The sequence below is a fragment of the Phenylobacterium sp. genome (genome assembly GCF_031425575.1).
Lineage (GTDB): Bacteria > Pseudomonadota > Alphaproteobacteria > Caulobacterales > Caulobacteraceae > Phenylobacterium.
The window spans coordinates 11,974-35,408 of the sequence record NZ_JANPJP010000105.1 but is presented as its reverse complement, the minus strand read 5'-3'; the positions used below and the strand labels follow the sequence as shown (position 1 = coordinate 35,408).

General features: G+C 68.0%; 26 protein-coding genes and 1 tRNA gene. 10 read left to right on the top strand and 17 right to left on the bottom strand.

Annotated elements, in window-relative coordinates; genetic code table 11:
• Positions 1-243: 243 nt before the first annotated feature.
• The 5 genes from RMO97_RS05825 to RMO97_RS05805 all read right to left on the bottom strand — a co-directional run bounded on the left by RMO97_RS05825 (position 244) and on the right by RMO97_RS05805 (position 3,687).
• Positions 244-516, bottom strand: a complete 273-nt coding sequence (locus tag RMO97_RS05825) for an HPr family phosphocarrier protein (RefSeq protein ID WP_310539582.1) — start codon at positions 514-516, stop codon at positions 244-246.
• The gene (locus RMO97_RS05820; RefSeq protein ID WP_310539581.1) at positions 513-917 is read right to left on the bottom strand and encodes a PTS sugar transporter subunit IIA; all 405 of its coding nucleotides are present in this window, start codon (positions 915-917) and stop codon (positions 513-515) included. Before RMO97_RS05820 ends, RMO97_RS05825 begins: the two co-directional genes overlap by 4 nt.
• A gap of 73 nt (positions 918-990) precedes the next feature.
• Positions 991-1,413 carry an HPr kinase/phosphorylase gene (locus RMO97_RS05815; protein WP_310539580.1) on the bottom strand — a complete coding sequence of 141 codons (423 nt, stop codon included), beginning with the start codon at positions 1,411-1,413 and terminating at the stop codon, positions 991-993.
• On the bottom strand, positions 1,410-3,011 hold the full coding sequence (locus RMO97_RS05810; RefSeq protein ID WP_310539579.1) for a stimulus-sensing domain-containing protein: 1,602 nt from the start codon (positions 3,009-3,011) through the stop codon (positions 1,410-1,412). Before RMO97_RS05810 ends, RMO97_RS05815 begins: the two co-directional genes overlap by 4 nt.
• Positions 2,980-3,687, bottom strand: a complete 708-nt coding sequence (locus RMO97_RS05805) for a response regulator transcription factor (RefSeq protein ID WP_310539578.1) — start codon at positions 3,685-3,687, stop codon at positions 2,980-2,982. Before RMO97_RS05805 ends, RMO97_RS05810 begins: the two co-directional genes overlap by 32 nt.
• Positions 3,688-3,870: 183 nt before the next feature.
• On the opposite strand from RMO97_RS05805, the gene RMO97_RS05800 reads away from it, so the two are divergent.
• Complete coding sequence (locus RMO97_RS05800; protein WP_310539577.1) at positions 3,871-5,592, top strand: hypothetical protein; 1,722 nt, start codon at positions 3,871-3,873, stop codon at positions 5,590-5,592.
• A 59-nt stretch (positions 5,593-5,651) separates the two neighbouring features.
• Here RMO97_RS05800 and pseC read toward each other — a convergent pair whose 3' ends face one another.
• Both pseC and pseB read right to left on the bottom strand, forming a co-directional pair.
• Positions 5,652-6,815 carry a UDP-4-amino-4,6-dideoxy-N-acetyl-beta-L-altrosamine transaminase gene (pseC, locus tag RMO97_RS05795; RefSeq protein WP_310539576.1) on the bottom strand — a complete coding sequence of 388 codons (1,164 nt, stop codon included), beginning with the start codon at positions 6,813-6,815 and terminating at the stop codon, positions 5,652-5,654.
• On the bottom strand, positions 6,815-7,879 hold the full coding sequence (gene pseB / locus RMO97_RS05790) for a UDP-N-acetylglucosamine 4,6-dehydratase (inverting) (protein ID WP_310539575.1): 1,065 nt from the start codon (positions 7,877-7,879) through the stop codon (positions 6,815-6,817). The genes pseC and pseB overlap by 1 nt, the downstream gene beginning before the upstream one ends.
• A gap of 189 nt (positions 7,880-8,068) precedes the next feature.
• On the opposite strand from pseB, the gene RMO97_RS05785 reads away from it, so the two are divergent.
• Positions 8,069-8,461: a Tat pathway signal protein gene (locus RMO97_RS05785; protein WP_310539574.1), complete on the top strand. Its 393-nt coding sequence runs from the start codon at positions 8,069-8,071 to the stop codon at positions 8,459-8,461.
• Here RMO97_RS05785 and RMO97_RS05780 read toward each other — a convergent pair.
• Both RMO97_RS05780 and RMO97_RS05775 read right to left on the bottom strand, forming a co-directional pair.
• Positions 8,458-8,766 (bottom strand): 4a-hydroxytetrahydrobiopterin dehydratase, encoded by a 309-nt coding sequence (locus tag RMO97_RS05780; protein ID WP_310539573.1) that lies wholly within the window; start codon positions 8,764-8,766, stop codon positions 8,458-8,460. The two genes, RMO97_RS05785 and RMO97_RS05780, sit on opposite strands and share 4 nt — an antisense overlap.
• Positions 8,763-9,419 carry an HAD-IA family hydrolase gene (locus RMO97_RS05775; protein ID WP_310539572.1) on the bottom strand — a complete coding sequence of 219 codons (657 nt, stop codon included), beginning with the start codon at positions 9,417-9,419 and terminating at the stop codon, positions 8,763-8,765. The genes RMO97_RS05780 and RMO97_RS05775 overlap by 4 nt, the downstream gene beginning before the upstream one ends.
• A 68-nt stretch (positions 9,420-9,487) precedes the next feature.
• On the opposite strand from RMO97_RS05775, the gene RMO97_RS05770 reads away from it, so the two are divergent.
• The 6 genes from RMO97_RS05770 (at position 9,488) to RMO97_RS05740 (ending at position 13,557) form a co-directional block, all read left to right on the top strand.
• Entirely contained in the window at positions 9,488-9,844 is a 357-nt protein-coding gene (locus RMO97_RS05770) for a VanZ family protein (protein ID WP_310539571.1), read from the top strand.
• A complete protein-coding gene (locus RMO97_RS05765) occupies positions 9,841-10,653 on the top strand; it encodes a heme-dependent oxidative N-demethylase subunit alpha family protein (protein WP_310539570.1) in 813 nt (270 codons plus the stop codon). Before RMO97_RS05770 ends, RMO97_RS05765 begins: the two co-directional genes overlap by 4 nt.
• Before the next feature lie 51 nt (positions 10,654-10,704).
• Positions 10,705-11,364, top strand: coding sequence for a hypothetical protein (locus RMO97_RS05760; RefSeq protein ID WP_310539569.1), 660 nt, complete (start codon positions 10,705-10,707; stop codon positions 11,362-11,364).
• Between the two features lie 227 nt (positions 11,365-11,591).
• The gene (locus RMO97_RS05750; protein ID WP_310539568.1) at positions 11,592-12,338 is read left to right on the top strand and encodes a hypothetical protein; all 747 of its coding nucleotides are present in this window, start codon (positions 11,592-11,594) and stop codon (positions 12,336-12,338) included.
• Positions 12,339-12,518: 180 nt separating this feature from the next.
• The gene (locus tag RMO97_RS05745; protein ID WP_310539567.1) at positions 12,519-12,731 is read left to right on the top strand and encodes a hypothetical protein; all 213 of its coding nucleotides are present in this window, start codon (positions 12,519-12,521) and stop codon (positions 12,729-12,731) included.
• Positions 12,732-12,780: 49 nt separating this feature from the next.
• On the top strand, positions 12,781-13,557 hold the full coding sequence (locus RMO97_RS05740; protein ID WP_310539566.1) for a tyrosine-protein phosphatase: 777 nt from the start codon (positions 12,781-12,783) through the stop codon (positions 13,555-13,557).
• On the opposite strand, the gene RMO97_RS05735 is transcribed toward RMO97_RS05740, so the two are convergent.
• The 3 genes from RMO97_RS05735 to RMO97_RS05725 form a co-directional block, all read right to left on the bottom strand.
• A complete protein-coding gene (locus RMO97_RS05735; RefSeq protein ID WP_310539565.1) occupies positions 13,554-15,071 on the bottom strand; it encodes an MFS transporter in 1,518 nt (505 codons plus the stop codon). The two genes, RMO97_RS05740 and RMO97_RS05735, sit on opposite strands and share 4 nt — an antisense overlap.
• A 173-nt stretch (positions 15,072-15,244) precedes the next feature.
• Positions 15,245-15,321, bottom strand: a tRNA-Arg gene (locus tag RMO97_RS05730).
• Positions 15,322-15,367: 46 nt separating this feature from the next.
• Positions 15,368-16,318, bottom strand: a complete 951-nt coding sequence (locus tag RMO97_RS05725; RefSeq protein WP_310539564.1) for an ABC transporter ATP-binding protein — start codon at positions 16,316-16,318, stop codon at positions 15,368-15,370.
• Positions 16,319-16,562: 244 nt separating this feature from the next.
• On the opposite strand from RMO97_RS05725, the gene RMO97_RS05720 reads away from it, so the two are divergent.
• Together RMO97_RS05720 and RMO97_RS05715 are read left to right on the top strand one after the other, a co-directional pair.
• The gene (locus RMO97_RS05720) at positions 16,563-16,811 is read left to right on the top strand and encodes a zinc-finger domain-containing protein (RefSeq protein WP_310539583.1); all 249 of its coding nucleotides are present in this window, start codon (positions 16,563-16,565) and stop codon (positions 16,809-16,811) included.
• 98 nt (positions 16,812-16,909) lie between these two features.
• The gene (locus RMO97_RS05715) at positions 16,910-17,707 is read left to right on the top strand and encodes an isocitrate lyase/phosphoenolpyruvate mutase family protein (protein WP_310539563.1); all 798 of its coding nucleotides are present in this window, start codon (positions 16,910-16,912) and stop codon (positions 17,705-17,707) included.
• Here RMO97_RS05715 and rimM read toward each other — a convergent pair.
• From rimM to RMO97_RS05690, 5 genes are all read right to left on the bottom strand, one after another.
• Positions 17,704-18,228 (bottom strand): ribosome maturation factor RimM, encoded by a 525-nt coding sequence (rimM, locus tag RMO97_RS05710; protein WP_310539562.1) that lies wholly within the window; start codon positions 18,226-18,228, stop codon positions 17,704-17,706. The two genes, RMO97_RS05715 and rimM, sit on opposite strands and share 4 nt — an antisense overlap.
• A gap of 25 nt (positions 18,229-18,253) precedes the next feature.
• Complete coding sequence (gene rpsP, locus RMO97_RS05705; RefSeq protein ID WP_310539561.1) at positions 18,254-18,832, bottom strand: 30S ribosomal protein S16; 579 nt, start codon at positions 18,830-18,832, stop codon at positions 18,254-18,256.
• Between the two features lie 19 nt (positions 18,833-18,851).
• Positions 18,852-20,387 (bottom strand): signal recognition particle protein, encoded by a 1,536-nt coding sequence (ffh, locus tag RMO97_RS05700; RefSeq protein WP_310539560.1) that lies wholly within the window; start codon positions 20,385-20,387, stop codon positions 18,852-18,854.
• Between the two features lie 185 nt (positions 20,388-20,572).
• Positions 20,573-22,693 (bottom strand): M3 family metallopeptidase, encoded by a 2,121-nt coding sequence (locus RMO97_RS05695; protein WP_310539559.1) that lies wholly within the window; start codon positions 22,691-22,693, stop codon positions 20,573-20,575.
• Between the two features lie 86 nt (positions 22,694-22,779).
• Positions 22,780-23,433 (bottom strand): TetR/AcrR family transcriptional regulator, encoded by a 654-nt coding sequence (locus RMO97_RS05690; protein WP_310539558.1) that lies wholly within the window; start codon positions 23,431-23,433, stop codon positions 22,780-22,782.
• Positions 23,434-23,435: the final 2 nt, after the last annotated feature.

Sequence of the window (23,435 nt, the reverse complement as noted above, 5' to 3'; positions counted from 1 at the left end):
CCGCCGACGCCTAAATAATAATGACCACCAACATTCCCACAATATTTCCCCCCCCGGCGCCGGGGGGGTGGGGGACCGCGGTTGGGGGGTGGGGGGGGCGGCCTCAAGCTCGGCGCCCGGTCTCGCCCCCTCCACCACGCTACGCGCGGTCCCCCTCCCCCGCTGCGCAGGGGAGGAAAATCTGTTCGTAAGGTTCGTGGACATTCTTCTTTCGGCGTCGCCGAAGCGCCAGCCTCAGAAGGCCTACTCGTCCTCGTCGAACCGGTCGGCGACGAGTTTGGCCAGCGCATCGAGAGCGGGTCCGGCCTCGGCGCCCTGGGCCTGGATCTCGATGCAGCAGCCGGGGCCGGCGGCGAGCATCATGAGACCCATGATGGAGCGGGCGTCCACCGTGGCGCCGTCCTTGGAGACCGTCACCTCGGCGTCGAAGGTCGAGGCCGTCTTGACGAACTTGGCCGAGGCCCGCGCGTGCAGGCCCCGCTTGTTGATGATCTCGACCGAGCGGCTGGCCGTCATTTCTCGCCAGCCAGCACGTAGGAGGCGACGGAGATGTACTTGCGGCCGGCCTCCTGAGCGTGGGCCACACAGTCCTGCAGCGACAGCTTGGCGCGCACGCTGGCCAGCTTGATCAGCATCGGCAGGTTCAGGCCGGCGATCACCTCGGCCTTGGTCTGCTCCATGACCGAGATGGCCAGGTTGGAGGGCGTGCCGCCGAACATGTCGGTCAGCAGGATGACCCCGTCGCCGGCCTCCACCTGCTCGCAGGCCGCCAGGATGTCCTTGCGACGCTTTTCCATGTCATCTTCAGGCCCGATACAGATGGCGGCGACCGCGGTCTGCGGTCCCACCACGTGCTCCATGGCGAAGACGAATTCCTCGGCCAAGCGCCCGTGCGTGACGATCACGAGGCCGATCATGCCAACTCTCTCAACGGGAATCCCCACCCGGCTGCGGCGAAACGCCGGCCGCGAGGCCGCCTAGATACGCTGCTTATTGTCCGCCTCCAAGATGTCGTAATGCGCGACTCAGCCTCGCGGGCGCCGATGACTCAAGCAGCGCGAGAGTCACGAGCGGGGTCTTCAACCCAACGTAGTCGACAAAGCCCGGCTCGGGCATTCGTTCCGGCGTCCCGCAACGGACGCACAGGCTGATGCGGCACCAGGCGATGGCGGGTTGCCTGAGTACATCGAGGCCGCGGACCTCGATCCGGCCGGACAGGGCGTCGGGGGCGCGGCCGTAGAGAACGCCCTCGCAGGCCCAGATCTGCACCCGATCGTCGGCCACCAGCCGGAAGCCCTGGTCCAGGCAGCGCAGGGCCAGGTCGCTCTTGCCCGCGCCGGACGGGCCCTCGATCAGGGCGCCGCGCCAGCCGCCGCCCATGTGGGCGGCGATCAAACCGGCGTGAAGGATCATCGCCGCGCCTCGGGCAGCGCCACGGTGAACCGCGCGCCGGTCACCCGTCCGTCCGCGTCGCTGCGGTTTTCGGCCCGGATCGTCCCGCCCTGGGCGGCGACGATCTGGCGGGCGATCGACAGGCCGAGTCCCGAATTGCCGCCGAACGCCGCGCCCTTGGGCCGCGAGGTGTAGAACCGCTCGAACACGGTCTCCAGATTGTCGGGAGGGATGCCGGGCCCGTCGTCCTCGACGCCGACCGTCGCCTCGCCCTTGTTGCGTTCCAGGGTGACCCGCACTTCGCCGCCGGGCGGACTGAAGGAGCGGGCGTTGTCCACCAGGTTGCGCAGCACCTGGCCCAGCGGCCCCTCGCGCCCCGAGACCATGATCGGCTCCAGCACGTCGGGCGGAGCGTAGGCCACCGTCGGCTCGCCGGGCTTGGCGGTGTCCTTGTAGAGCTGCACCACCTCTCCGATTAGGTGGCCCAGGTCGAAAGCCTTGGGATCCTCCCGCGAGAGCTCAGCGTCCAGACGCGAGGCGTTGGAGATGTCGGTCACCAGTCGGTCCAGGCGGGTGACATCCTGCTGCAGGATGGCGAGCAGCCGTTCGCGGGCCGTCGGATCCTTCACCAGCTCCAGGGTCTCCACCGCCGAGCGCAGGGAGGTCAGCGGGTTCTTGATCTCGTGGGCCACATCGGCGGCGAACCGCTCGATGGCGTCCATGCGCTCGCTCAGCACGTGGGTCATGTCCTGCAGGGACCGGGTCAGGTCGCCGAGCTCATCGTCGCGCTTAGCGATATCGGGCAGGGAGATGGAGCGCGCGCGGCTCAGGCGCACCCGGTCGGCGGCGCGGGCCAGGCGGCGCACCGGCTGGGCGATCAGGCTGTTCAGCAACAGGGATGAGGCCAGCGTCACCCCGATGGCGATCAGGATGAAGGGGATCAGGGCCATCCGCTCGCGGGCGATGATCTGGTCCACGTCGCTGGCCTCCAGGGTCAGGACGCCCAGCACCGCCTGGACATGCTGGATGGGGATCGAGACCGACACCACCCGCTCGCCGTCGTCGCCGGGGCGCATGCCTGACCAGTGCTTGCCGTTCAGGGCCTGGGCCACCTCGAAGGCGAGCGCCTTCTTGACCTCGGATTGGGGACCGGGGGGCTCGCGACCCTTGTTGAGCTGCAGGGAGAATCCCGGGTCGTCGTCGCGGGCGCGGGCCGGCGGCAGCACCTTCCACTCCACCCGGTCGGCCACCCAGTAGCTGTCGGCGATCAGCCGGCCCTTTGAATCGAACAGCCGCGCGCGCTGGGTGCGGGGATTGGAGAGCAGCTGCAGGATCTGGCTGGCATAGGCGCCGTCCATGGCCGGCAGGGGTTCGCCCACCGTGGCCGCCTGGTCGATGATGGTGGCCATCAGCTCGCCCTGGGTGGTCAGGCTGTCGATGCGGGCGTTGACCAGCCCGCGCCGCAGTTCGTTCAGCACCAGGGCCCCGGCGATCAGGATCGTCAGGCCCAGCAGGTTGAGCACGATGATGAGCCGCCCCAGGCGCGAGCCTGGAAGCCAGCTGAACCATGAGGACAGCCGTCCCGGGTCAGGTCTCGCGGTATCGGTATCCGACGCCATAAAGGGTCTCGATGCCGTCGAACTCAGGGTCGACTTCGCGGAACTTCTTCCGCATCCGCTTGATGTGGCTGTCGATGGTCCGGTCGTCGACATAGACCTGATCGTCGTAGGCGGCGTCCATCAGGTTGTCCCGGCTCTTCACGAAGCCGGGCCGCTGGGCCAGGGACTGCAGCAGCAGGAACTCGGTGACCGTCAGCTTCACCGGGCGGCCTTCCCACAGGCAGTCGTGGCGGGCGGGGTCGAGGGTCAGCTTGCCGCGCTTCAAGGCCCGTGCGCTGGTGTCGCCGGGCGTGGCCAGCGCCTCCTCGGCGTCGGCCCCGGCCCGGCGCAGCACCGCCTTCACCCGCTCGATCAGCAGGCGCTGGCTGAAGGGTTTGTGCATGTAGTCGTCGGCGCCGAGGTTGAAGCCGAGGATCTCGTCGATCTCCTCGTCCTTGGAGGTCTGGATGATCACCGGCAGGTCCGACGTCCGTCGAAGTCGGCGCAGCACCTCCATGCCGTCCATGCGCGGCATCTTCACGTCGAGGATGGCCAGGTCGGGCGGATCGTTCTCCAGCGCCGCCAGGCCGGCGGCGCCGTCGAAATACGCCTTCACGGTATGGCCGTGGCTCTCGAGGGCGAGGCTGACCGACGTGACGATGTTCTCGTCGTCGTCCACCAGGGTGATCTTGGCCATGGGCTCGAACAATTTCCTTCTTGGAAGCCTGACGGAAGCTAGTCGCCCCGCAGCGTGGCCTCAATGGGGCGGGCGGCGAAGCGGCGGCTGTCTCCTTAACGCGTCAGCCGCCGCGAGCGCCACTTTGTCGCAGTAAACTGTTTTTAGGGTTGTTGCGTCACAGTGCCTGTTCTTGGGGGGACTATGGACGGCGCTCAGGTTCACTACGAGGTTTTCAGCAAACGGACGCCGGCCGGCGGCTGGGCGCTTGATCTTGCGACCGAGAACCGCGCCGCGGCGCTGGCGGCCGCCAATGACATGATGAAAGAGGGCAAGGTGGCCGCGGTCCGCGTCACCAAGGAAACCCTCGACCCCGAGACCCGTGAGTTCCAGTCGATCGGCATTCTCAACCTGGGCAACGCCGAGCCGCCGAAGAAGTCCAAGATCAAGGAAGACAACGACCCGCTCTGTGTCAGCCCGCAGGACCTCTACACCATCCACGCCCGCGACCGGATCGGCCGCCTGCTGGAGGGCTTCCTGGAGCGCAAGGGCGCGACGCCTTTCGAACTGCTGCACCGGGCCGATCTGGTGGAAGAGCTCGAGGCCTCGGGCACCGACCTGCAGCACGCGATCCAGAAGCTCGCCATTCCCGAGGCCCAGGCCCGCGGCCTGTCAGTCCATGAACTGATCCGCGTCTTCCAGGGCCTGGTGGAGCGCGCCATCGAGCGGCTGCTCAAGGACACCCGCAAGGGCGAGCTGCCCAACCTCGACAAGGAAGGCTTCGCCCGGGCCGCCGAGCGCGTCGCCCAGCACCCTGAGCGCGCCTATCTGCTGGGCGCCGGGGTCGCGGTGTCCATCGCACCGGCCCGCAGCTGGACCGAGAAGGTCACCCGCCTGCTGGAGCTTGCCGATTCGGCTCCCCTGGCCGGACCGCCGCGCGCCTTGGCGCTCGCGGTCATCGAACAGCCCCTGGCCGAGATTCTGGGCTCCAAGTCCGGCCTGGACGACATCATCGGCAAGGACCTGGACCTGGGCGCGCGCCTCGCGGCCATGACCCGGCTGGTGGCCTGTGATCCGGTCGACGCCCTGATGCGCATCGAACCCTCGGTGCAGCGGGTGATGCCGCCCCTGTCGGAGACCGGCCAGCGCCTGGCCCGCTGGCTGTCCACCGAGGACTTTGGCGCCGTGCGTCTGGCCATCGCCAAGCGCGTCGTCCGCGACCTCACCGGCCCGCGCCGTCTTCGGCCCGGAGACGCCGAGGGTGAGATCGCGGTCATGCGGGCCCTGGCCATGGCGCTGACCTGCGCGGCCGGGACCATGATTTCCCTGGACGATGTGCAGGAGGCCTTCGTCACCCGCTCGCGGATGCTGGTCACCGGCGACTTCGTCGAGGCCTATCTCGGAACCAGCCGCACCTCCCGCGCCGAGGTCGAGGCCCTGATGTGGCTTGTGGAGAACGTCATCGGCGCCGCCAACAAGCGTCAGGCCGGCCGCTATCTGGCGGCCAATGTCAGCGGCATGCGCTTCGAGAAGGAATTCCGGCAGAGCTCCGACAGCCCCGCCGTCAAGCTGGAAGTCCTGGCCAAGCTGCAGAAACAGGCGGCCCGCGCCGGCCTGGCGCCGGAGGACTACGGTCCCATCCAGGCCAAGATCGGCGATGTCGGCGGCATGGTGGAGGCCGACTCCAAGATCGTCTCCATCGTCGCCAAGTCTTCCCAGGGGCCGGTCCAACGGTTGATGACCCTGTTGCGCATGGCCATCGGCGACACCGCCCCCCTCGGCCCCACCGCCGACCGCGCCCGCGCCGAGGCCCTGAAACTGGTCCGCCGCGACGACACCCGGGCCGAACTGGCCCGCGCGCCCGAACGCATGGGCCAGGTCCGCGAACTGCTCCAGGCCATGACCGCCGTGGCGGCGGCCGCCTGATTTCGATATATCGAAATTAGAGGTGGGTGAACCACTTCATCTCGCGCCCAAACCTGCCCTCAGAGACCCAGAACCTCAGACAGGGCAAGGATCACCCGGTCCACATCCTCGTCGGCCATGCCGGGGTACAGCGGCAGCGACAGGCAGGTCCGATACCATTCCTCCGCCCCCGGCAGCTCCATCGGCCCGTAGCGGTCGCGGTAGTAGGGCTGGGTATGGACGGGGATGTAGTGGACCTGAGTCCCGACCCCGCGGGCTTTGAGATCGTCCACCACCTGCCGGCGCGTCCTGCCGGCGGCCTTGAAGTCGATCAGGGCCACCATCAGGTGCAGGACCGGGTCGCTCCAGCCGGGGCGGGTCGCAGGCTTCACGAGGGGCGCCAGCGGCTTCAGGGCCTCGGCGTAGCGCGCGGCGAGCACCCTCCGACGGGCGGCGAAGCGGTCGAGCTTGGCCAGCTGAGAGAGGCCGAGCGCGCAGAGGATGTCGGGCAGGCGGTAGTTGAAGCCCGGCTCGGGCATCTCATAGATCCACGGATCGGCGCCCTCGGGGCGCACCATGCCGTGGGTGCGCAGGGCGCGCAGGCGCTGGGCCAGCCGGTCGTCATTGGTGGTGACCATGCCGCCCTCGCCGGTGGCGATGGTCTTGACCGGATGGAAGGAGAAGGTGGCCATGGCCGAGTGGCGCCCGTCGCCCACCCGTTCGCTTGTATTGCCGAAGCTCATGGTGGAGCCGAGCGCATGGGGCGCGTCCTCCACCAGCACGGCGCCGGCGGTCTGGGCTAGGTCCGCGAGCGCCGGAAGCTCGGCGGTGTCGCCGCGCAGATGAACAGGCAGGACGGCGCGAAGCCTGCGGTCGCCCACCCGGGTCAGGGCGTCGGCCAGGGTGTCGGGCGTCATCAGGCCCGTCGCCGGATCGACGTCGGCGAACACCACCTCAGCGCCGACGTAACGGGCGCAGTTGGCGGTGGCCAGGAAGGTGATGGAGGGGACGATGCAGACCTCACCGGGCTGCACATCGAGCGCCAGCATGGCCAGGTGCAGGGCCGCCGTGCCATTGGCGCAGGCCACGGCGTGGCGCGCGCCGACCTTCTCGGCGAAGGCGGTCTCGAAGGCCTCGACCAGGGGTCCGGTGGTCAGGAATTCGCCGCGCAGGGCCTGGGCGACGGCGGCGATATCGTCGTCCTCGATGGTCTGGCGGCCATAGGGGAGCAGCTTTTGAGACATCAGTCGGTCAGTCGCCGGCGCAGCGGTGGGGCCACCGGAGCCGGATCGTTGATCAGCGCCATGAGGCCTTCGCCGCTCAGCCATTCGTCATTGGTGTCGCTGGCGTAGCAGAAGCCGTCCGCCGCCATGGGATGGGTCTTGGCGTAGCTCTCCCGGGTGTACTCCACAAAGGCCGGCTCGATGGCGTAGCGGTCCCCCAGGTCGACGGTGGTGCGGGCGTCATCCACCGAGATCATCATCTCGTGCAGCTTCTCGCCCGGCCGGATGCCGATCACCTTGATGGGTATGCCGGGCGCCATGGCCTCGGCGAGCGCGGTCATCTTCATCGAGGGAATCTTGGGGACGAAGATCTCGCCGCCGCGCATCAGGGACAGGGACGAGAGCACGAAGTCGACCCCCTGGTTCAGGGTGATCCAGAACCGGGTCATCCGCGGGTCGGTGATCGGCAATTCCTTGGCGCCCCGCGCCAGCAGCCGCTGGAAGACCGGGGCCACCGAGCCGCGTGAACCCACCACATTGCCATACCGGACGACGGAGAACTTGGCGCCGATGTCACCGGAGAGATTGTTGGCCGCCACGAAGGTCTTGTCGGAGGCCAGCTTGGTGGCGCCGTAGAGATTGGCCGGGTTGCAGGCCTTGTCGGTGGAAAGCGCGATCACCCGCTGCACCCGGTTGGTCAGGCAGGCCCAGACTACGTTCTCGGCGCCCATGATGTTGGTGTGGATGCATTCTGACGGGTTGTACTCCGCCGCCGGCACCTGCTTGAGCGCCGCGGCGTGAATCACGATGTCGACCCCGCGCAGGGCCAGGGTCAGGCGCTCGCGGTCGCGGACGTCGCCGAGGAAGAACCGCATGCAGGTCAGTTGCTCGGCCGGGAATTTCTCGGCCAGGTCGGTCTGCATCTCGCTCTGCTTCAGCTCATCGCGGGAATAGACGATCAGCTTGCGTGGCCTGGCGCGCAGCAGGACGGTCTCGATGAAGCGTTTGCCAAAGGACCCCGTGCCGCCGGTGACCAGGATCACCTTGCCGTCGAGATCGAGAGAGGTTGGCGCGAAACGGCCCAAGGGCGGGCTCCATCAAGAGCGGGCGAGAAAAAGTGGGAACCGGTTTTCCGCCCGCGCCCGCTCTAACCCAGAAGACCGATCAAATGCGTGATCGGTCGTGCGAATCTTCGCCGCACTGTCGAACGCCCCGCGTAAAGAGACCGCTAACCATAATGCGGCACACCGTCACGCATGGATCGCCGCCGCCTGATGAGTCTCGCCGCCCTCGCCGCCGCCCTGCCGGTGGCCGCCCAGGCGTCCGGGGGCGGGGAGAAGACCGAAAAGAAGAAGGGCGGCGGGCTTTCCTACCTGCAGCTTCCCACCCTGACCGCCACCATCATGCGTCCCGACGGCCGGCGCGGCGTGCTGACCGTGGAGACGGGGATCGACATTCCCAACACCGACCAGCGGGCCAAGGCCGATCTGCTGATCCCTCGGTTCCGTGCGGGATTTGTGCAGGCCCTGCAGATCTACGCCTCGGGCCTGTCGCCCTCCACCGCCCCCAACGCCGAGTTCATCGCCCGCGAACTGCAGCGCGAAACCGACCGCGTCCTCGGCGGCCCAGGCGGCAAGCTGCTGCTGGGTACAATCCTGGTGAACTAGTTCTTCAAGCCCGCGTGGTGGGCCGCGTCATCCATGAAAGCGGCCAGGGTCACGTCCAGCTCGGTCACCCCGTCAGCGTCGTGCGTGGCCAGGGTGACCTCGACCCGGTTGTAGACATTGAACCACTCCGGATGGTGGTCCAGCTTCTCGGCCATCAGGGCGGCCCGGGCCATGAAGCCGAAGGCGGTGTTGAAGTCGGGGAACAGATAGGTGCGGGTGATGGCGTCGCGGTCGCCGCCCAGGGCGTTCCAGCCCGGCAGCTTGGCCAGGGCCGCCGCCGCGCCGATCTTGTCTGGGCGGCTCACGCGGCGACCTCGTCGAAGGTGAGGCCGGTGGCGGCGGCCAGCTCGGACAGGGTCTGGTCGACATCCACCACCTTGATGGCCTTCATGCCGAGCGCCGCGGCCGGTTTGCAGTTGATGCCCAGGTCATCGAGATAGACGCAGTTCGCCGGCTCGATCGACAGGGCCTCGCACATCATCAGGTAGATCTTCGGGTCGGGCTTGCGGACGCCGGCCTTGGAGCTTTCGATGATGTGGTCGAACAGCGGCATGATCTGACCCATGGCGCCCGCCGCCCGCTGCGGGGCGTCGGCGCCCGGGGAATGCATGCTGACCATGTTGTTGGTGATGCAGCCCACCTTGAAGTGTTCCTTGCAGGCCTTCAGCGCCGCCACCATGCGCGGCCGCACCATGCCCGACAGCAGGGGCAGGACATGGCTGCCGGGGATCGGATGACCCAGCGCGGTCGACTCCTCCAGGAAGAGCTGGTCGAAGCCCCTGGTGTCGATCTCGTTGCGTTCGAAAAGCGCCCAGGCGTTGGTGTCGGGATTGGTCGAATTGACCCGGCGGATCAGGTCCTTGGGCACACCGTTCTCGCTCTCATAGCGGGCGAAAGCCTCGAAGGGCGAGGAGGTGAACACCCCGCCGAAATCCCAGATCACCGCCTCGACCGCCATTGCCTGCTCCGTCCTTGAAAATCGGCGCGACGCTAGAGACGCAAGGAGAGACGTGCAAGTTAGCGGACATGTTTCTCGCTTCCCTGCCGCGCCCACTGCGCCTCGCCCTCTATGCCGTGGCCACCGCTATCCTGCTGGCCCTGTGCCTGATCCCGCAGCAGGACCTGCCCTCGGCCCCCATGGGCGACAAGATCCATCACGGCATCGCCTGGTTTGTCCTGACGATGACCGGTCTGCTGCTTTCCCACCACCGGCCTCGCGCCATCGCCGCCTTCGCCATCGCCGTGGGCGCGGCGGTGGAGGTGCTGCAGGCGACCCTCGGGTTCGGTCGGCAGGGCGACTGGCGTGATCTGATGGCCGACACCCTGGGGGTCGTCGCGGCCCTGGCGGTCTACGCCCTGATCGGAAGGCTGCGGCGGCGATGAGCCACCGACCCTGGGAGGCAGGCGCCGACTTCGCCATCGGCCTGGCGCCCATCGAGGAGGCTCGCTGGCTGGAGGGGGGAGAGGCGGATCCCGCGGCGCGCAAGGACCCCCTCTACGCCCAATACCGCGACCTGGTCTGGGGGGAGACGGCTGCGTCGCGGCCCGGTCAGATAGAGGTCGCCGCCCTGATCGGGGTCGGACCCGCCGGCGACCCGCCACCGCTCTATGCCGCCTCGCGCACCGTCGCCGACGACCTGGTGCTGGTGGAGAAGTCGGGCGGTCACTGGCGGGTCAGCGCCCTGAGCCTCTCGGCGCCGACCTTCTTCACCGCCGCCGACGTGCTGGGAAAGAGCCTGGCAGAGATCCACGGCCCGGTGAACGGCTTCAACGACCGCTTCCTGGTGCGGCTGGCGCGCATCTTCGACGGCCTGCGTCCTGGGCTCATCCTGCAACGGCGCAACTGGTCGGTGGTCAATTCCGATCAGCCCTTCACCCCGTTCTCCGCCCCGGTCCGGGCTCGCATCGGCGAGATTGCGCCTGGCGATGTCGGCCAGGCGCTGTTCACCCGGGTGGAGCGCCAGACCGTGCGCCGGCTGCCGCGGACCGGGGGCGTGCTCTTCACCATCCGAGTGTGGCTGACGCCCTTCGCGGCTCTGCTGGAAAGCCCAGAACGCCTGGCGGCCTTCGCCCACGCCTGGCGTTGGGCCGCCCCGGATTTCGCGGCCTATAAGGGATTTCACCTCTACGCCGAGTTGGTGGAGAGCTTTCTTCGCGCGCACGGTGAAAGTCACAGCGTTAACGGCGCCTGATCTCCAACGGTGGCCCCGACCCTCGTTTTCGGGCCGCCGGAAGATCCAGCCATGAGCATGCGCTCCCTCATTCCCGTCCTGGCCTTCCTGGCCCTCGCCGCCTGTGATTCGACCGGCGCCCTGAAGATCGCCCAGGCGCCTGTGGCCAAGCCCGCCGACTGCTGCTGCAAGCCGGCCGCGACGCCGGCCTCCTGCCCGCCGGCCGCCGCCCCGACCCCCATCGCCGCCCAGCCCACCGCCATGGCGCCGGAGCCGGAACAGCCGGCCTATCGTCCCGCCGTCCACCGCCAGGCCGCTCGCCCCGCCATGCGCCGCGTCAGCCACGTCCAGCGACGCCAGGCCGAGCGCGAGGTCGAGCGCGACTATGGGGAGGTCCGTGAGTACGGGTATGCGCAACAGCGATCCTACGCCGCCGGGCCCGCGCCTGAGTATGACGGCTATGTCGACGTTCCCGATCGCCGCATCCAGGGCCGGGTGGTGAGCGTCGAGGACCGTGAAACCTTCAGCGAGCGCTATTCCGAACAGTCTGAGGGCTACGGCGCCCGTCGCTATGCCGGGGGCTATGAGCACCACGGCGGCCACCGGGAGCGCGGCGGCTATGACCGCCATGGCGGCGATCGGGGTTGCGGTGGGTGCGCCCCACGCGAAGCGGCGGGCCGCGACCGCAACGGCTTCCTCACCTGGCCCGGCAAGGTTCCGGCGCGCCCCTGAGGGCTGGCCTGACGCTTGCCCTGACAAAACCTCGGTGTCCCGCTCTGGGACGTCCTGGAGACCAAGATGCGATCGCCGAATGGGCCCCTCTTCAAGCGCTATGAGATCCTGGCGGTGATCCTCTTCCTCACCGCCGCCGCGGCGCTGGCGAGCTTCGATCTGGTTTACTAGACGCCTTGCCCTGCGGGCCGGCGCACGGGAAGCTGGCCTCCAAACAGGGGCGTTTCATGGCCAAGGCCGCATCGATCTTTCTGGCGACGCCCTGCTATGGTGGGTTGGCCCACATCCACTACATGCGCTCGGTCCTGGACCTTCAGGCCGCCTGCGCGGCGCGGGGCGTGGGACTGACCGTGGAGCTGGGCGGCGGCGACGCCCTGATCACGCGGGCCCGTGCGGCCATGGCCGACAAGTTCCTGAAGAGCGAGGCCAGCCACCTGCTGTTCGTCGACGCCGACATCGGTTTTCGGCCCGAGCAGGTTTTCCGGCTGCTGGACGCCGATCGCGACCTGGTGGGCGGCGTCTATCCCATCAAGAGCATCGACTGGGCCAAGGTGCGCCAGGCCGTCACCGACGGCAAACGCGACCTGATGGCCGCCTCGGTGGGCTATGTGGTCCGCTTCATCCCCACGCCGGACAACAGCGTCGAGGTCGATGACGACGGCTTTGGCCCCGTCGCCTATCTCGGGACGGGCTTCATGCTGATCAAGCGCGCCGTGGTGGAGCGGGTCGCCGCCGCCCATCCGGAGCTCAAGGCGCGGCTCGGCGACACCTCGGGTGGCGGGACCTCACAGGCCACGATGATCTTCGAGACCTTCATCGAACCCGATACCGGCGAGCATCTCTCGGAGGACTACGCTTTCTGCCGCCGATGGCGGGACCTGGGAGGAAGGGTGTTCGCCGACTTCCAGACTCGTCTGACCCATGTCGGCCACGCGGCCTATGCCGGCAGTCTGATGGACGCCCAGGCCCGCTGATCGTAAACCGGGCGGCAGCGATGTTGCGATGCGAAAATTGTTCGCCCGCCGGGCGCCGGGAACCTTTACGAAAAAGGGGCGCTAGGTGTCATTGCATTGCAGCAATTGCAGTTCATAACCCTGGTTCTTGCAGGGTCAGCTCTTGACCCGGTGAGATTGAGCCATAGTGAGGCGAGTTCGATGATCATGACTTCGATGCGTGTGTTCCCCAGTCTGTTCATCGGCCGCCGGGACCTGGTGGAAGCGGTCGCCATCGACCTCGACAAGACCTCCGAGATCGGCGCGGCCTTCACCTGCGGCGCCTGCGACGCGGTGATCCTGGTGGGCAAGGATGAGGCCTCGGCCCGCGAGGTGGTCGTGAAGTGCCGCTGCGGCGAGTACAACCAGCTCTAGGCCAGCCGTCACACTTGTTGTCTAGGTCATGAGCCTCATGGAAGCGCTCATGACCCATCCCCGCATCCTGCCCCTGGAGGGCGTCGAGAATTTCCGCGACTACGGTGGGTACGCCGCGCGCGGGGGTCGCATAGCCTCAGGCCAGCTGTTCCGCGCCGCCCATCAGGCCCGCGCCACGCCGGCCGATCTGGCTGTGATGGCGGACCTCAAGCTCGCCACCGTGGTGGACCTGCGCCGTCCCCGGGAGCGGGACAATGATCCCAGTCTGCGCCACGAGGGCTTCGCGGCCCAGGTGATCCACTGCGACCTGGGCGACCAGACCGAGGCGCCGCACGTGGCCTTCCTTCGCGAGACCGACCTGACCCCCGAAAGCGCGCGGGCCTTCTTCCTCGACTATTACGACAAGGCGCCCTTTGAGCCGCGCCACCTGGAGCTCTTCGGCCGCTACTTCGCCGCCCTGGCCGGGGACCAAGGCCCGGTGCTGATCCATTGCACAGCCGGCAAGGACCGTACGGGCTTGCTGGCGGCCCTCACCCACCACGTGCTGGGCGTTCACGATGATGACATTCGCGCCGACTACCTGCTCACCAACCTCGCCGCCCGAGTCGATGTGCGGCTGCCGATGGTCACCCAGGCCCTGGAGGCGTCCCTCGGCAAGCGGCCCTCGGAGACGGCGGTGCGCGCCTTCCTGGGGGTGGACGCCACTTACCTGGAGGCCGCCTTCGCCTCGATCCAGGCGCGCAGCGGTTCGGTCGGGGCCTATCTGGATGCGATAGGGGCGGACGCGGCCACCTGTGAGGCCATCCGCGCCCGCCTGATCGTCTAGGTCGTCGTCTCACCGACGATGCCATCGGGCTCGGCGCCCGGCTGGCCGGCTGGCGCGGCCTTGGCGGCCCGCTCGCGGCGCAGGACTTGGAGCTGAGCCTGGGTGGCGTCGTAGCTCTTCCGGTTGATCTTGTAGCGCGCGTAGAAGAACACCGCGATCAGGCCCGGAATGGTGGCGATGGGCGCGTCCACCAGGGCCAGGTCCATCAGGGTCTGGCGATCGACCTGTCCCGGCTGCGCCTTTTCGGGGAAGGCCACGATGTCCAGGGCCATGCCGGCGAAGAAGTGACCGATGGCGGCGTCGATCTTGGAGAACAGGGCTCGCGTCGAATAGAGCACCCCCTCCTGCCGGTAGCCGTAGCGGACCTCATTCTCGTCGGCGATATCGGCCAGGGCCGACATGACGCTGATGCTCATGATGCTGGCCACGCAGGAGCCCAGGCCGGTGAAGAGGATGATCAGCGGCAGCAGCATCGGCTCGCCCGGTTCGGGGAACAGGCCGAGGATCCGCAAGGACGGCGCGATGGCCGGGATCGTCGAAAGCAGGACGCATGTGACGATGATGGCGATCTTCTTGTCGAACCGCCCGTGCAGCCTGGCCGCGGTGGCGAACCCCAGGAAGTAGCCGCTGATGGTGCCGATCACGAACCAGCGGATCTGCTCGGACGTGAACTCCCAGAAGAAGGTGTTCATGTAGAGCCCCAGGCCCTGGCGAATACCGAGCATCAGGGACAGGAAGAAGTAGGCGATCAGCAGGAAGACGTAGTTCCGGTTTGAGAACGCGCTGCCCATGTCCTTCATGAACTCGAAGGGGCTGAAGGGCGGCAGGTCGTCCGGGGTCTTGGGCAGCAGCGGGATCCGGTCGCGGGTGAACCAGGCCGAAGCCAGCAGCAGCAGCATGCCCGAGCCCGCCACCGCGAAGGCGAAGGGCGTATAGGCGTGGGGGTTCAGCAGGCCGCGCGGATATTCCGCGGTCTTGTGGAAGAAGAAGGTCAGCGCCACGAAACTGGTGCCCGCCGTGCCGATCATGCCCAGCAGGTTGTTCCAGCTCATGACCCGGGTGCGTTCGGTATAGTCGCCGGAGAGCTCGCCCCCCAACGCCAGGTGCGGCACGTGGTAGACGGCCATGAACACCCGCAGGGTGACGATGAAGCCCGAGAACCAGACGAACAGCCACAGGTGCGAGAAGACCGCCGGCGGGTTGAACAGGGCCACGATGCAGAGCGCCACAGGCACCGGCGCCAGATACATATAGGGGTGGCGACGGCCGAGCTTGCCGCGCGTGCGGTCCGACAGTGAGCCGATGATGGGATCGGCGAACCCGTCCAGCACCAGGCTGACCGTGATGGCGAGGCCCGCGAGCGTCGCGGGCAGGCCCAGGACCTGATTGTAGTAGAACATCGCATAGCCGCCGACCGCGGCCAGGGTGATGCTCTCGGCGGTGGCGCCGAGGCCGAAGAAGAATTTGGTGCGAAGAGGTACGCGCGCGCCGGGAATCTGCGCCGAGCTGGCCATTATGGTTTCCTACAAAATGAACGCCGGTCGTAACGCCGGATGAATTCGCCTATCAGTGGGCCGGCCGGGGGGGGTGTCAATCGGGCCGGACGTCACGTGCGGGGATTGATCTTCAGGACCCGCCGGGCCGCGACCTGGCGTGGGACGGAAACCCGAAATTCTTGGGAGTCCGTTGGCGCACCCGACACGATTCGAACGTGTGACCTTTGCCTTCGGAGGGCAACGCTCTATCCAGCTGAGCTACGGGTGCGTTTCGGAAAAGCGCTTCTAGCGGAAAGCCGCGCGGAACGGAAGGCTCAGGCGTCGATGGGCGCGGGCGCCGAGGTGAGGGACACAAATACGTCCTCCAGGTCGGGGTCTTCCGTGGCGATATCCTTGATGTGCAGGCCCGCGGCGCGCACGGCGGCCAGCACCTGCTCCACGCTGGACTGACCGGTGCGGTAGGAGACGGCGAAGGCGCCGGCCGGTCGAAGCCTGGTCTCGAAGCCCGGCAGGGTCGGGGCCGAGGTCACCGGTTCTTCCGGCGTCACCACCACGTTGCGGATATCCATGCGGGCCAGCAGGGTCCCAGTGGGTTCGCAGGCCACCACCTGGCCCCGGTTGACGATGGCGATCTGGTCGCAGAGTTCCTGGGCCTCTTCCAGATAGTGCGTGGTGAGCACGATGGTGACGCCCTTGCGGTTCAGCTCCACCACATAGTTCCAGAGCTGCTTGCGCAGTTCGACGTCGACGCCCGCCGTGGGCTCGTCGAGGATCAGGACGGGCGGGTTATGGGTCATCGCCTTGGCCACCATAAGCCGGCGCTTCATGCCGCCGGAGAGTTGCCGGACATAGGCGTTGGCCTTGTCGCCGAGGCCCAGCGCATTGAGCAGCTCCATGGTCCGGCGCTCCTTGGCCGGCACGCCGTACATGCCCGCCTGGACCTCCAGGCTCTCGCGGGGGGTGAAGAAGGGGTCGGCGGCGATCTCCTGCGGCACCACACCGATGGCGGCCCGGGCGTCGCGGGGACGCTCGTCGATGTCCCGGCCCCAGATGGAGACCGTGCCGGAGGTCTTCTTGCAGAGCCCCGCCAGGATATTGATGAAGGTCGACTTCCCCGCCCCGTTCGGCCCCAGCAGGCCGAAGATCGAGCCGCGCGGAATGACGAGGTCGATCCCCTTCAGGGCCAGCATTTCGGGGGTGGTCTTGGTGGCTGGATAGGTCTTCACTAGGCCCTTGGCCTCGATGGCGTAGTCGGGAAGGGTCATGCGGGACTTTTCGAAAACAGGCGCGATTGACGCGTAAAGCTATGGTCGCATACGTAGGGCGTGGCAGTCCGGAGTGGAAGTCGGTTCGGACGACCGTCACGCCCTCAAGTTTAAGCTCAGGCTTTTTGATCCTCAAAAAGCTTGGGCCCGTGGGGACCGATCGCCAAGCGTCCCCCGCCGGAGAGTTTGCATCATGGCCCGCAAAGCCACCCCCGTCCCCAACCAGGGCGCCCACGTCGAGCCCATGCCCGCCAAGCCGGCCCTGACGCCGGACCTGCCCGCGCCGGAAACCGTCGTGGTGCGCTCGGGCCGCATCGCCTGTGACGGCGTCGGCGGGGCTCTGGGCCATCCGCGGGTCTGGCTGGAGATGGGCGAGGCGGCCTTCGTCGAGTGCCCCTATTGCGACCGCCGCTTCGTCCTGGCCCACGGAACCGAAGTTCCCGAGGACGAGCGTCTGGCGCCGGGCGTCTATGAGGGCCCGCACGGCCACTGATCGTTCAGCCGGTTCTCAGGGTCTGTTTGAGTCCGATATCTGCGAGCATGTCGCGGTGGCGCTTCCTATATCGTCCTAGACGATATGAGGAGACGCCCATGAGCCAAGCCGCCGCCTTCAAGGCCCTGCACGCCGGCCCCGAGATCCTGGTCCTGCCCAACGCCTGGGACGCCGCCAGCGCCGCGGTCATGGAGGACGCCGGCGCCAAGGCCGTCGCCACCTCCAGCGCCGCCGTCGCCTGGGCCCACGGCTACGCCGACGGCGATTTCTTCCCGGTCCCCCTGCTGCTCACCGCGATCGCCGAGATGGCGCGCGTGCTGAAGGTCCCGCTCACCGCCGACATCGAGGGTGGCTACACCGATGACCTCGCTGAGCTGGCCGGAACCATCAAGGCGGTGGTGGGCGCCGGCGCCGTGGGGATCAACCTGGAAGACGGCCGGCGCGACGTCGCCCTGCACGCCCGCAAGATCGAGGTGGCGCGCAAGGCCGCCGACCAGGCCGGCGTCGCTCTGTTCATCAACGCCCGCACCGACGTCTATCTGAAGGGCCTGGCCACCGGCGAGCCCGCGCAGGCCGAGGTGCTTGCGCGGGCCAAGACCTATGAGGCGGCTGGGGCGGACGGAATCTTCGTGCCCGGTCCCACCGACGAGGCCTTGCTGACGGTCTTTGCGCGTGAGATCGCCCTGCCGTTCAACGCCATGGCGCGACCCGGCCTACCCAACGCGGCCAGGCTGCAGGCGGCGGGCGTCCGGCGCCTGTCATCGGGCGGCGGCCTGTTCGCGGCGGCCTACGGGACCCTGGCGAGGGCCACGGCGGCCTATCTGAAGGACGGGGAGTCAGACCCCCTCACCCAGCTGTCGGAAGGTCTGCCGAGCTTCAACAAGCGGTTCGGCTAGCCCTCGTCCGCGGCGTCGCCATCGATCTCGGCGGGGCGCACGGCGATCAGCTTGCCCTCGGCCAGGCGAACCTCGGGCACCGCTTCGCGGGTGAAGGGCAGCCACCAGCTGGCGCCCATCGGCGGCTGAACCTCGATGAGGTCGCCGGCCCCGAAGTCCTGGATGGTCTTGACCTTGCCCATAGGCTCGCCTTCGGCGGTCTCGATGGAGAGGCCCAGCAGGTCGGCGTGATAGAATTCATCCTCGTCGGGCGCGGGAAGAGCCTCGCGGGCGATGAACAGCTTGAGGCCGCGCAGGGCCTCGGCCTGGTCGCGGGTGTCGATTCCCGCGGCTCTCGCGATCACCGCCCCCTTCACCGCCCGCGCCGTCGTGATGGTCAGGCCCGGGGACCCGTCCTCGCGCGTCAGGACTCTGTAGGCCGCCAGCGCGAGAGGGTCTTCGGTGAAGGTGGTGATGCGGATCTCCCCGCGCACGCCGAAGGCTCCGGCGACGCGGGCGACCTGGAGGAGGCGGTCAGCCATGGGACAACCGCCTCCGTCTCAAGCCTTAGCCTTCAGCCTTGTCTTCGGCGGCGGCCGGCTCGGCGGCGGCTTCCTCGGCGGGCGCCGGTTCAGCAGCGGCCGGGGCTTCTTCAGCGGTCGGAGCAGCTTCAGCGGCGGGCGCTTCTTCAGCAGCCGGGGCTTCCTCGGCGGCGGGGGCTTCGGCGGCCGGAGCCTCTTCAACCGGCGCGGCTTCGGGTTCCGGCTCGGGAGCCGGGGCGTTCTTGGCTTCTTCCAGGGCCGCGGCGGCGGCGGCGTCGCGCTGGGCGCGCTCTTCTGTACGCTCGACGGCCTTCTTGCCGGGCTTGCCCTTGTTGGGGTTGTTGCCGTGTTCCCACTTCACGACGCCGGCCTGGGCCAGGAAGCGCGCGACGCGGTCGGTGGGCTGGGCGCCCTTGGCGATCCAGGCCTGGATGCTTTCCAGCTTCAGGGTGACGCGGGTCGGGTCGTCACGCTTCAGCAGAGGGTTGTAGGTGCCCACCTTCTCGATGAAGCGGCCATCGCGGGGCGAGTGGCTGTCGGCGACGACGATGGAATAGTAGGGGCGCTTCTTGGCGCCGCCACGGGCGAGACGGATCTTCAGCATAGGTTAGTCCTTGTTATCTCTAGGATTTCTTGAAGGGATTGAGGCCAGGGGGCAGGCCGCCGCCCAGGCCGGGAAGTTTGGGGAGCCCGTCGCCGAGGCCGGGCAGCTTGCCCCCGCCCCCGGCCATCTTGCCGAGCGCCTCGAGTTGGTTCTGGTCGGGCATGGCCAGCTTGCCGCCGCCAAGCGACTTCAGCCGGTCCGCCCCGCCGCCGCCGCCCATCATGCCGGCCATGCGGGCGAAGCCCTTGCCGCCGTCCTTGCTCATCGCCTTGAAGGCGTCGGCCATCTGGCGGTGCTGCTTCAGCAGGCGATTGACCTCGGAGACGTCGACGCCCGCGCCCTTGGCGATTCGGCGCTTGCGCGAGGCGGCCAGGATGTCGGGCTTCTTCCGCTCCAACTTGGTCATGGAGGAGATGATCGCCGCCTGCCGGTCCAGGGCCTTGTCCGAGATATTGGCCTCGGCGATCTGCTTCTTCATCTTCTGGACGCCGGGGAGGAAGCCCATCAGGCCCTCCATGCCGCCCATCTTCTTCATCTGGGCGAACTGGTCGGCCATCATGTCCAGGTCGAACTGGCCCTTGGCCAGCTTCTTGGCCATGGCCTCGGCCTTGGCGACGTCGAGGTCGGCGCTGGCCTTCTCCACCAGGGCGATGACGTCGCCCTGGCCCAGGATGCGGCCGGCCACGCGGGCGGCGTCGAAGACGTCCAGGCCGTCGATCTTCTCCGAAACGCCCAGGAACTTGATGGGCAGGCCGGTGACCGCGCGCATGGACAGCGCCGCGCCGCCGCGCCCGTCGCCGTCGGCTCGGGTCAGCACCAGGCCGGTGAGCGGCAGGCGCTCATGGAAGGCCTTGGCGGTGCGCACCGCGTCCTGGCCGGTGAGGCTGTCGGCCACCAGCAGGGTTTCCGACGGATTGGCGATCCGCGCGATCTCCGCGGCCTCGCTCATCATCGCCTCGTCGAGCGTCGTGCGCCCGGCGGTGTCGAGGATGAGGATGTCGTAGCCCTGCAGCTTGGCGGCGCTCATGGCGCGCCGGGCGATATCCGGGGCGCTCTGGCCGGCCACGATGGGCAGAGAGTCGACGCCGGCCGCCACGGCCAGGGTGGCCAGCTGCTCCATGGCCGCGGGGCGGCGGGTGTCCAGGGACGCCAGCAGGACCTTTTTGCGGTCCTTGCCGAGCTTGAGGCCCAGCTTGGCCGCCGTGGTGGTCTTGCCCGAGCCCTGCAGGCCCGCCATCAGGATCACGGTGGGCGGGTTGAGGCTGATGTTCAGCCCCTCGGCGCCGCCCTCGCCCCCCAGCATCTCCACCAGGCCGTCATAGGTGATCTTCACCACCTGGTCGGCGGGACGGATCGAGCGGATCACATCCTGGCCCGCGGCCTTTTCCTTGGCCTTGGCGATGAACTCGCGAACGACGGGCAGGGCGACATCGGCCTCGAGCAGGGCCACGCGGACCTCGCGCAGCGCCTCGTCGATATCCTTCTCGGACAGCACGCCGCGACCGGAGAGCCGGTCGAAGACGGATGACAGCCGATCTGTTAGCGCGTCGAACAAAAGTCTCTCCTGTGGCCCAAACGCAATCGACCCCCGTGGACGATCACGTCGACGGGGGGCCTCGCCGCTCTCGTCCCAGATAAGACCTGGGGGCCGTAGCGGTAGAGGGCGCGATTGCTCTGCGCCGGAAGGGCGCGCTTATGCGCTCGGCGGGCCGAAAGGTCAAGGAACCCGGGTCTGACGCGTCAGCTGGTGGGGAAGCCCTTGTCGCGGAGATAGGCCTTCACGTCCGGGTCCCGACCCCGGAAGCTGCGATAGGCCTCGGCCGGGTCGACGGTGTTGCCGATGCTCATGACCTTGTCGTGCAGGCGCTTGGCCACGGCCTTGTCATAGGGGCCCGACGCCTCGGTGAAGGCGCCGTAGGCGTCGTGGGCCAGGACCTCCGACCACAGATAGCTGTAGTAGCCCGCCGAATAGCCGTCGCTGGCGAAGACGTGCTGGAACTGCGGCGTGCGGTGGCGCATCGGCAGTTCGCTCGGCATGCCCAGCTTCTTCAGCTCCTCGCGCTCGAAGGCGTCCGGGTCGATGTCGACGTCCCCCGCCAGGTGCAGCTTCATGTCGATGAGAGCAGAGGACAGGTACTCGGTCACGTCGAAGCCCTGGCGGAAGGTGTGGGCCTTCTCGATCTTGGCGGCCAGGGCGGCGGGCATGGGCTTGCCCGTCTGGTGGTGCAGGGCGAAGCGGTTCAGCACCTCCGGCGTCGCCAGCCATTCCTCGTTCACCTGGCTCGGGAACTCCACATAGTCCCGCGCCACGGCGGTGCCCGCGAGGGTGGGATAGGTCACGTCGGAGTTCAGGCCGTGCAGGGCGTGGCCGAACTCGTGGAACAGGGTGGTGGCGTCGTCCCAGCTGATCAGGACCGGCTCGCCGGGCGCGCCCTTCACGAAGTTGGAGTTGTTGGAGACGATGGTGGTGATCTTGCCGCGGAACTTCTCCTGGGCGCGGTAGGCGCTCATCCAGGCGCCCGAGCGCTTGCCCTGCCGCGCATATGGATCGAAGTACCAGAGGCCCACATGGCCGCCATCGGCGCCCTTCACCTCCCAGACCTTGATGTCGGGATGGGCGACGGGCACGTCGGTCACCGGGTGGTAGGTGAAGCCGTAGATCTGGCCCGAGGCCCAGAACATCCCCTCCCGCAACTTGTCGAGCTGCAGGTAGGCCTTCACCTCGTTCATATCGAGGTTGTAGCGGTCGGCGCGGACCTTCTCGGCATAGAAGCGGTAGTCCCAGGGCTCGATCTTCACCCCGGCCTTTTCCTTGTCGGCGATGGCCTGCATCTCAGCCACCTCCTCCCGGACCCGGGCGATGGCCGAAGGCCAGACCTGCATCATCAGGGCCATGGCGTTCTCGGGGGTCTTGGCCATGGCGTTGTCCAGCCGCCAATGGGCGTGAGTCGGATAGCCCAACAGCTTGGCGCGCTCGACCCGCAGCTTGAGGATCTTCTTGATGATGGCGTTGTTGTCGTGGGCGTCGCCGTTGTCGCCACGGCTATAGAAGGAGCGCCAGACCTTCTCCCTCAGATCGCGGCGGGTTGAGTAGGTCAGGAACGGATCGATGGAGGAGCGGGTGTTGAGGATGGCGAATTCGCCCTTGTGGCCGCGCTCGGCGGCGGCGGCGGCGGCGGCGTCGCGCACGTCGGTCGGCAGGCCCTTCAGCTCGCTCTCGGTGCGCAGATACAGGACGTAGTTGGTCTCATCAGCCAGCAGGTTCTGGCTGAAGGCGGTGAAGTTTCCCGCCAATTCCTGGTTGATGACGCCGATGCGGGCCTTCGCCGTTGGGGTTAGCCGGGCGCCGGCGCGCACGAAACGGTTCCAGTAGACCCAGGTCAGGCGCTGCTGCTCCGGCGTCAGGTCCGAGGTTTTCCGCGTGTCGTAGACAGCCTCGATGCGCTTGAAGAGGGCGGCGTTCTGCAGGATCGCGTCGGCGTGGGCCGCGTCCTTTGGGGCCATTTCCTTGTCCACCGCCCGCATCTCAGGCGTCGACAGCGTGCCGCTCCAGATGCCCATCAGGGTGTCGACGCGGTTCTTGGCGTCGCCGGTGCGCTCCAGAGCCTCGATGGTGTTGGCGAAGGTGGGCGGCTCGGGATTGGCGGCGATCGCCTCGACCTGCGCCAGTTCCGCCGCCATGGCCGCCTCGATGGCCGGCGCGAAGTGGGCGACCTTGACCTTGTCGAAGGGTGGGACCCCGCCATAGGGCCCGGTCCAGGCCGCGGAGAGGATGTCGGCCTCGGCGGCGAGGCTCATCGCCGGGACCAGGGTTGCGGCGGCCAGGGCGCTGGACGCGGCGAGAAACGTGCGCCGATGCATGGCGACTCCGGAAAATCTGCTCAAGGAGTGGAGACCTTAGGCAGGATGTAACCGTACGTCACATGACAGGACCGTAATCTTGCCCATCAGTCAGGGCGGCGGGTCGCTTCCTTGGCTTCTCTGAAGGCCTCGCGGCTGATCTTGGTGCTCTCGCTGGGGGTCAGGCCGAAGGCGATCAGGATGAGGGACACCAGATCCACGGCGTGATCGGGGGCGACCGCCCCCAGGACCATGTCGCGCTGGCCCATGCGGAAGGCTCCGAAGGCGAGGTTGCGGGCGGCTGCGACCTCGCAGTCGCGGAACCGGCCGCTGGCCACGGCCGACTTGTAGACCGCGTCAAAACGGGCCTCGAATACCGCCTGGCGCGGAATCGCGGCGGACTCGATCCGCAGGGCCAGCCAGCCGCGCACCGGGTCGATGGCGTAGGCCGCGAAGATCCTGTGGGTGACAGTGGCGAGCAGCGCTGCGGGGTCGTCGATCTCTGACCGGACGGGCTCCAGGGTCTTGTCCAGGGCTTCCGAGATTTCGGTGTTAAGGGCGTGGAGCAGGTCTTCGTAGGTGGGGAAGTAGTTGTAGAAGGTGCCGCGCGAGACCCCGGCCGCAGCCACGAAGTCCCCGATGGATGAGGCCTCCGGGCCCTTCTCGGTGATCACCGTCATCGCCGCCTCGATCAGGCGCGCGCGTGTTTGCGCGCGGCGGCTTTCGGCCGCCGCGGCGCGGGCTTCCAGATTGACCCTCATGG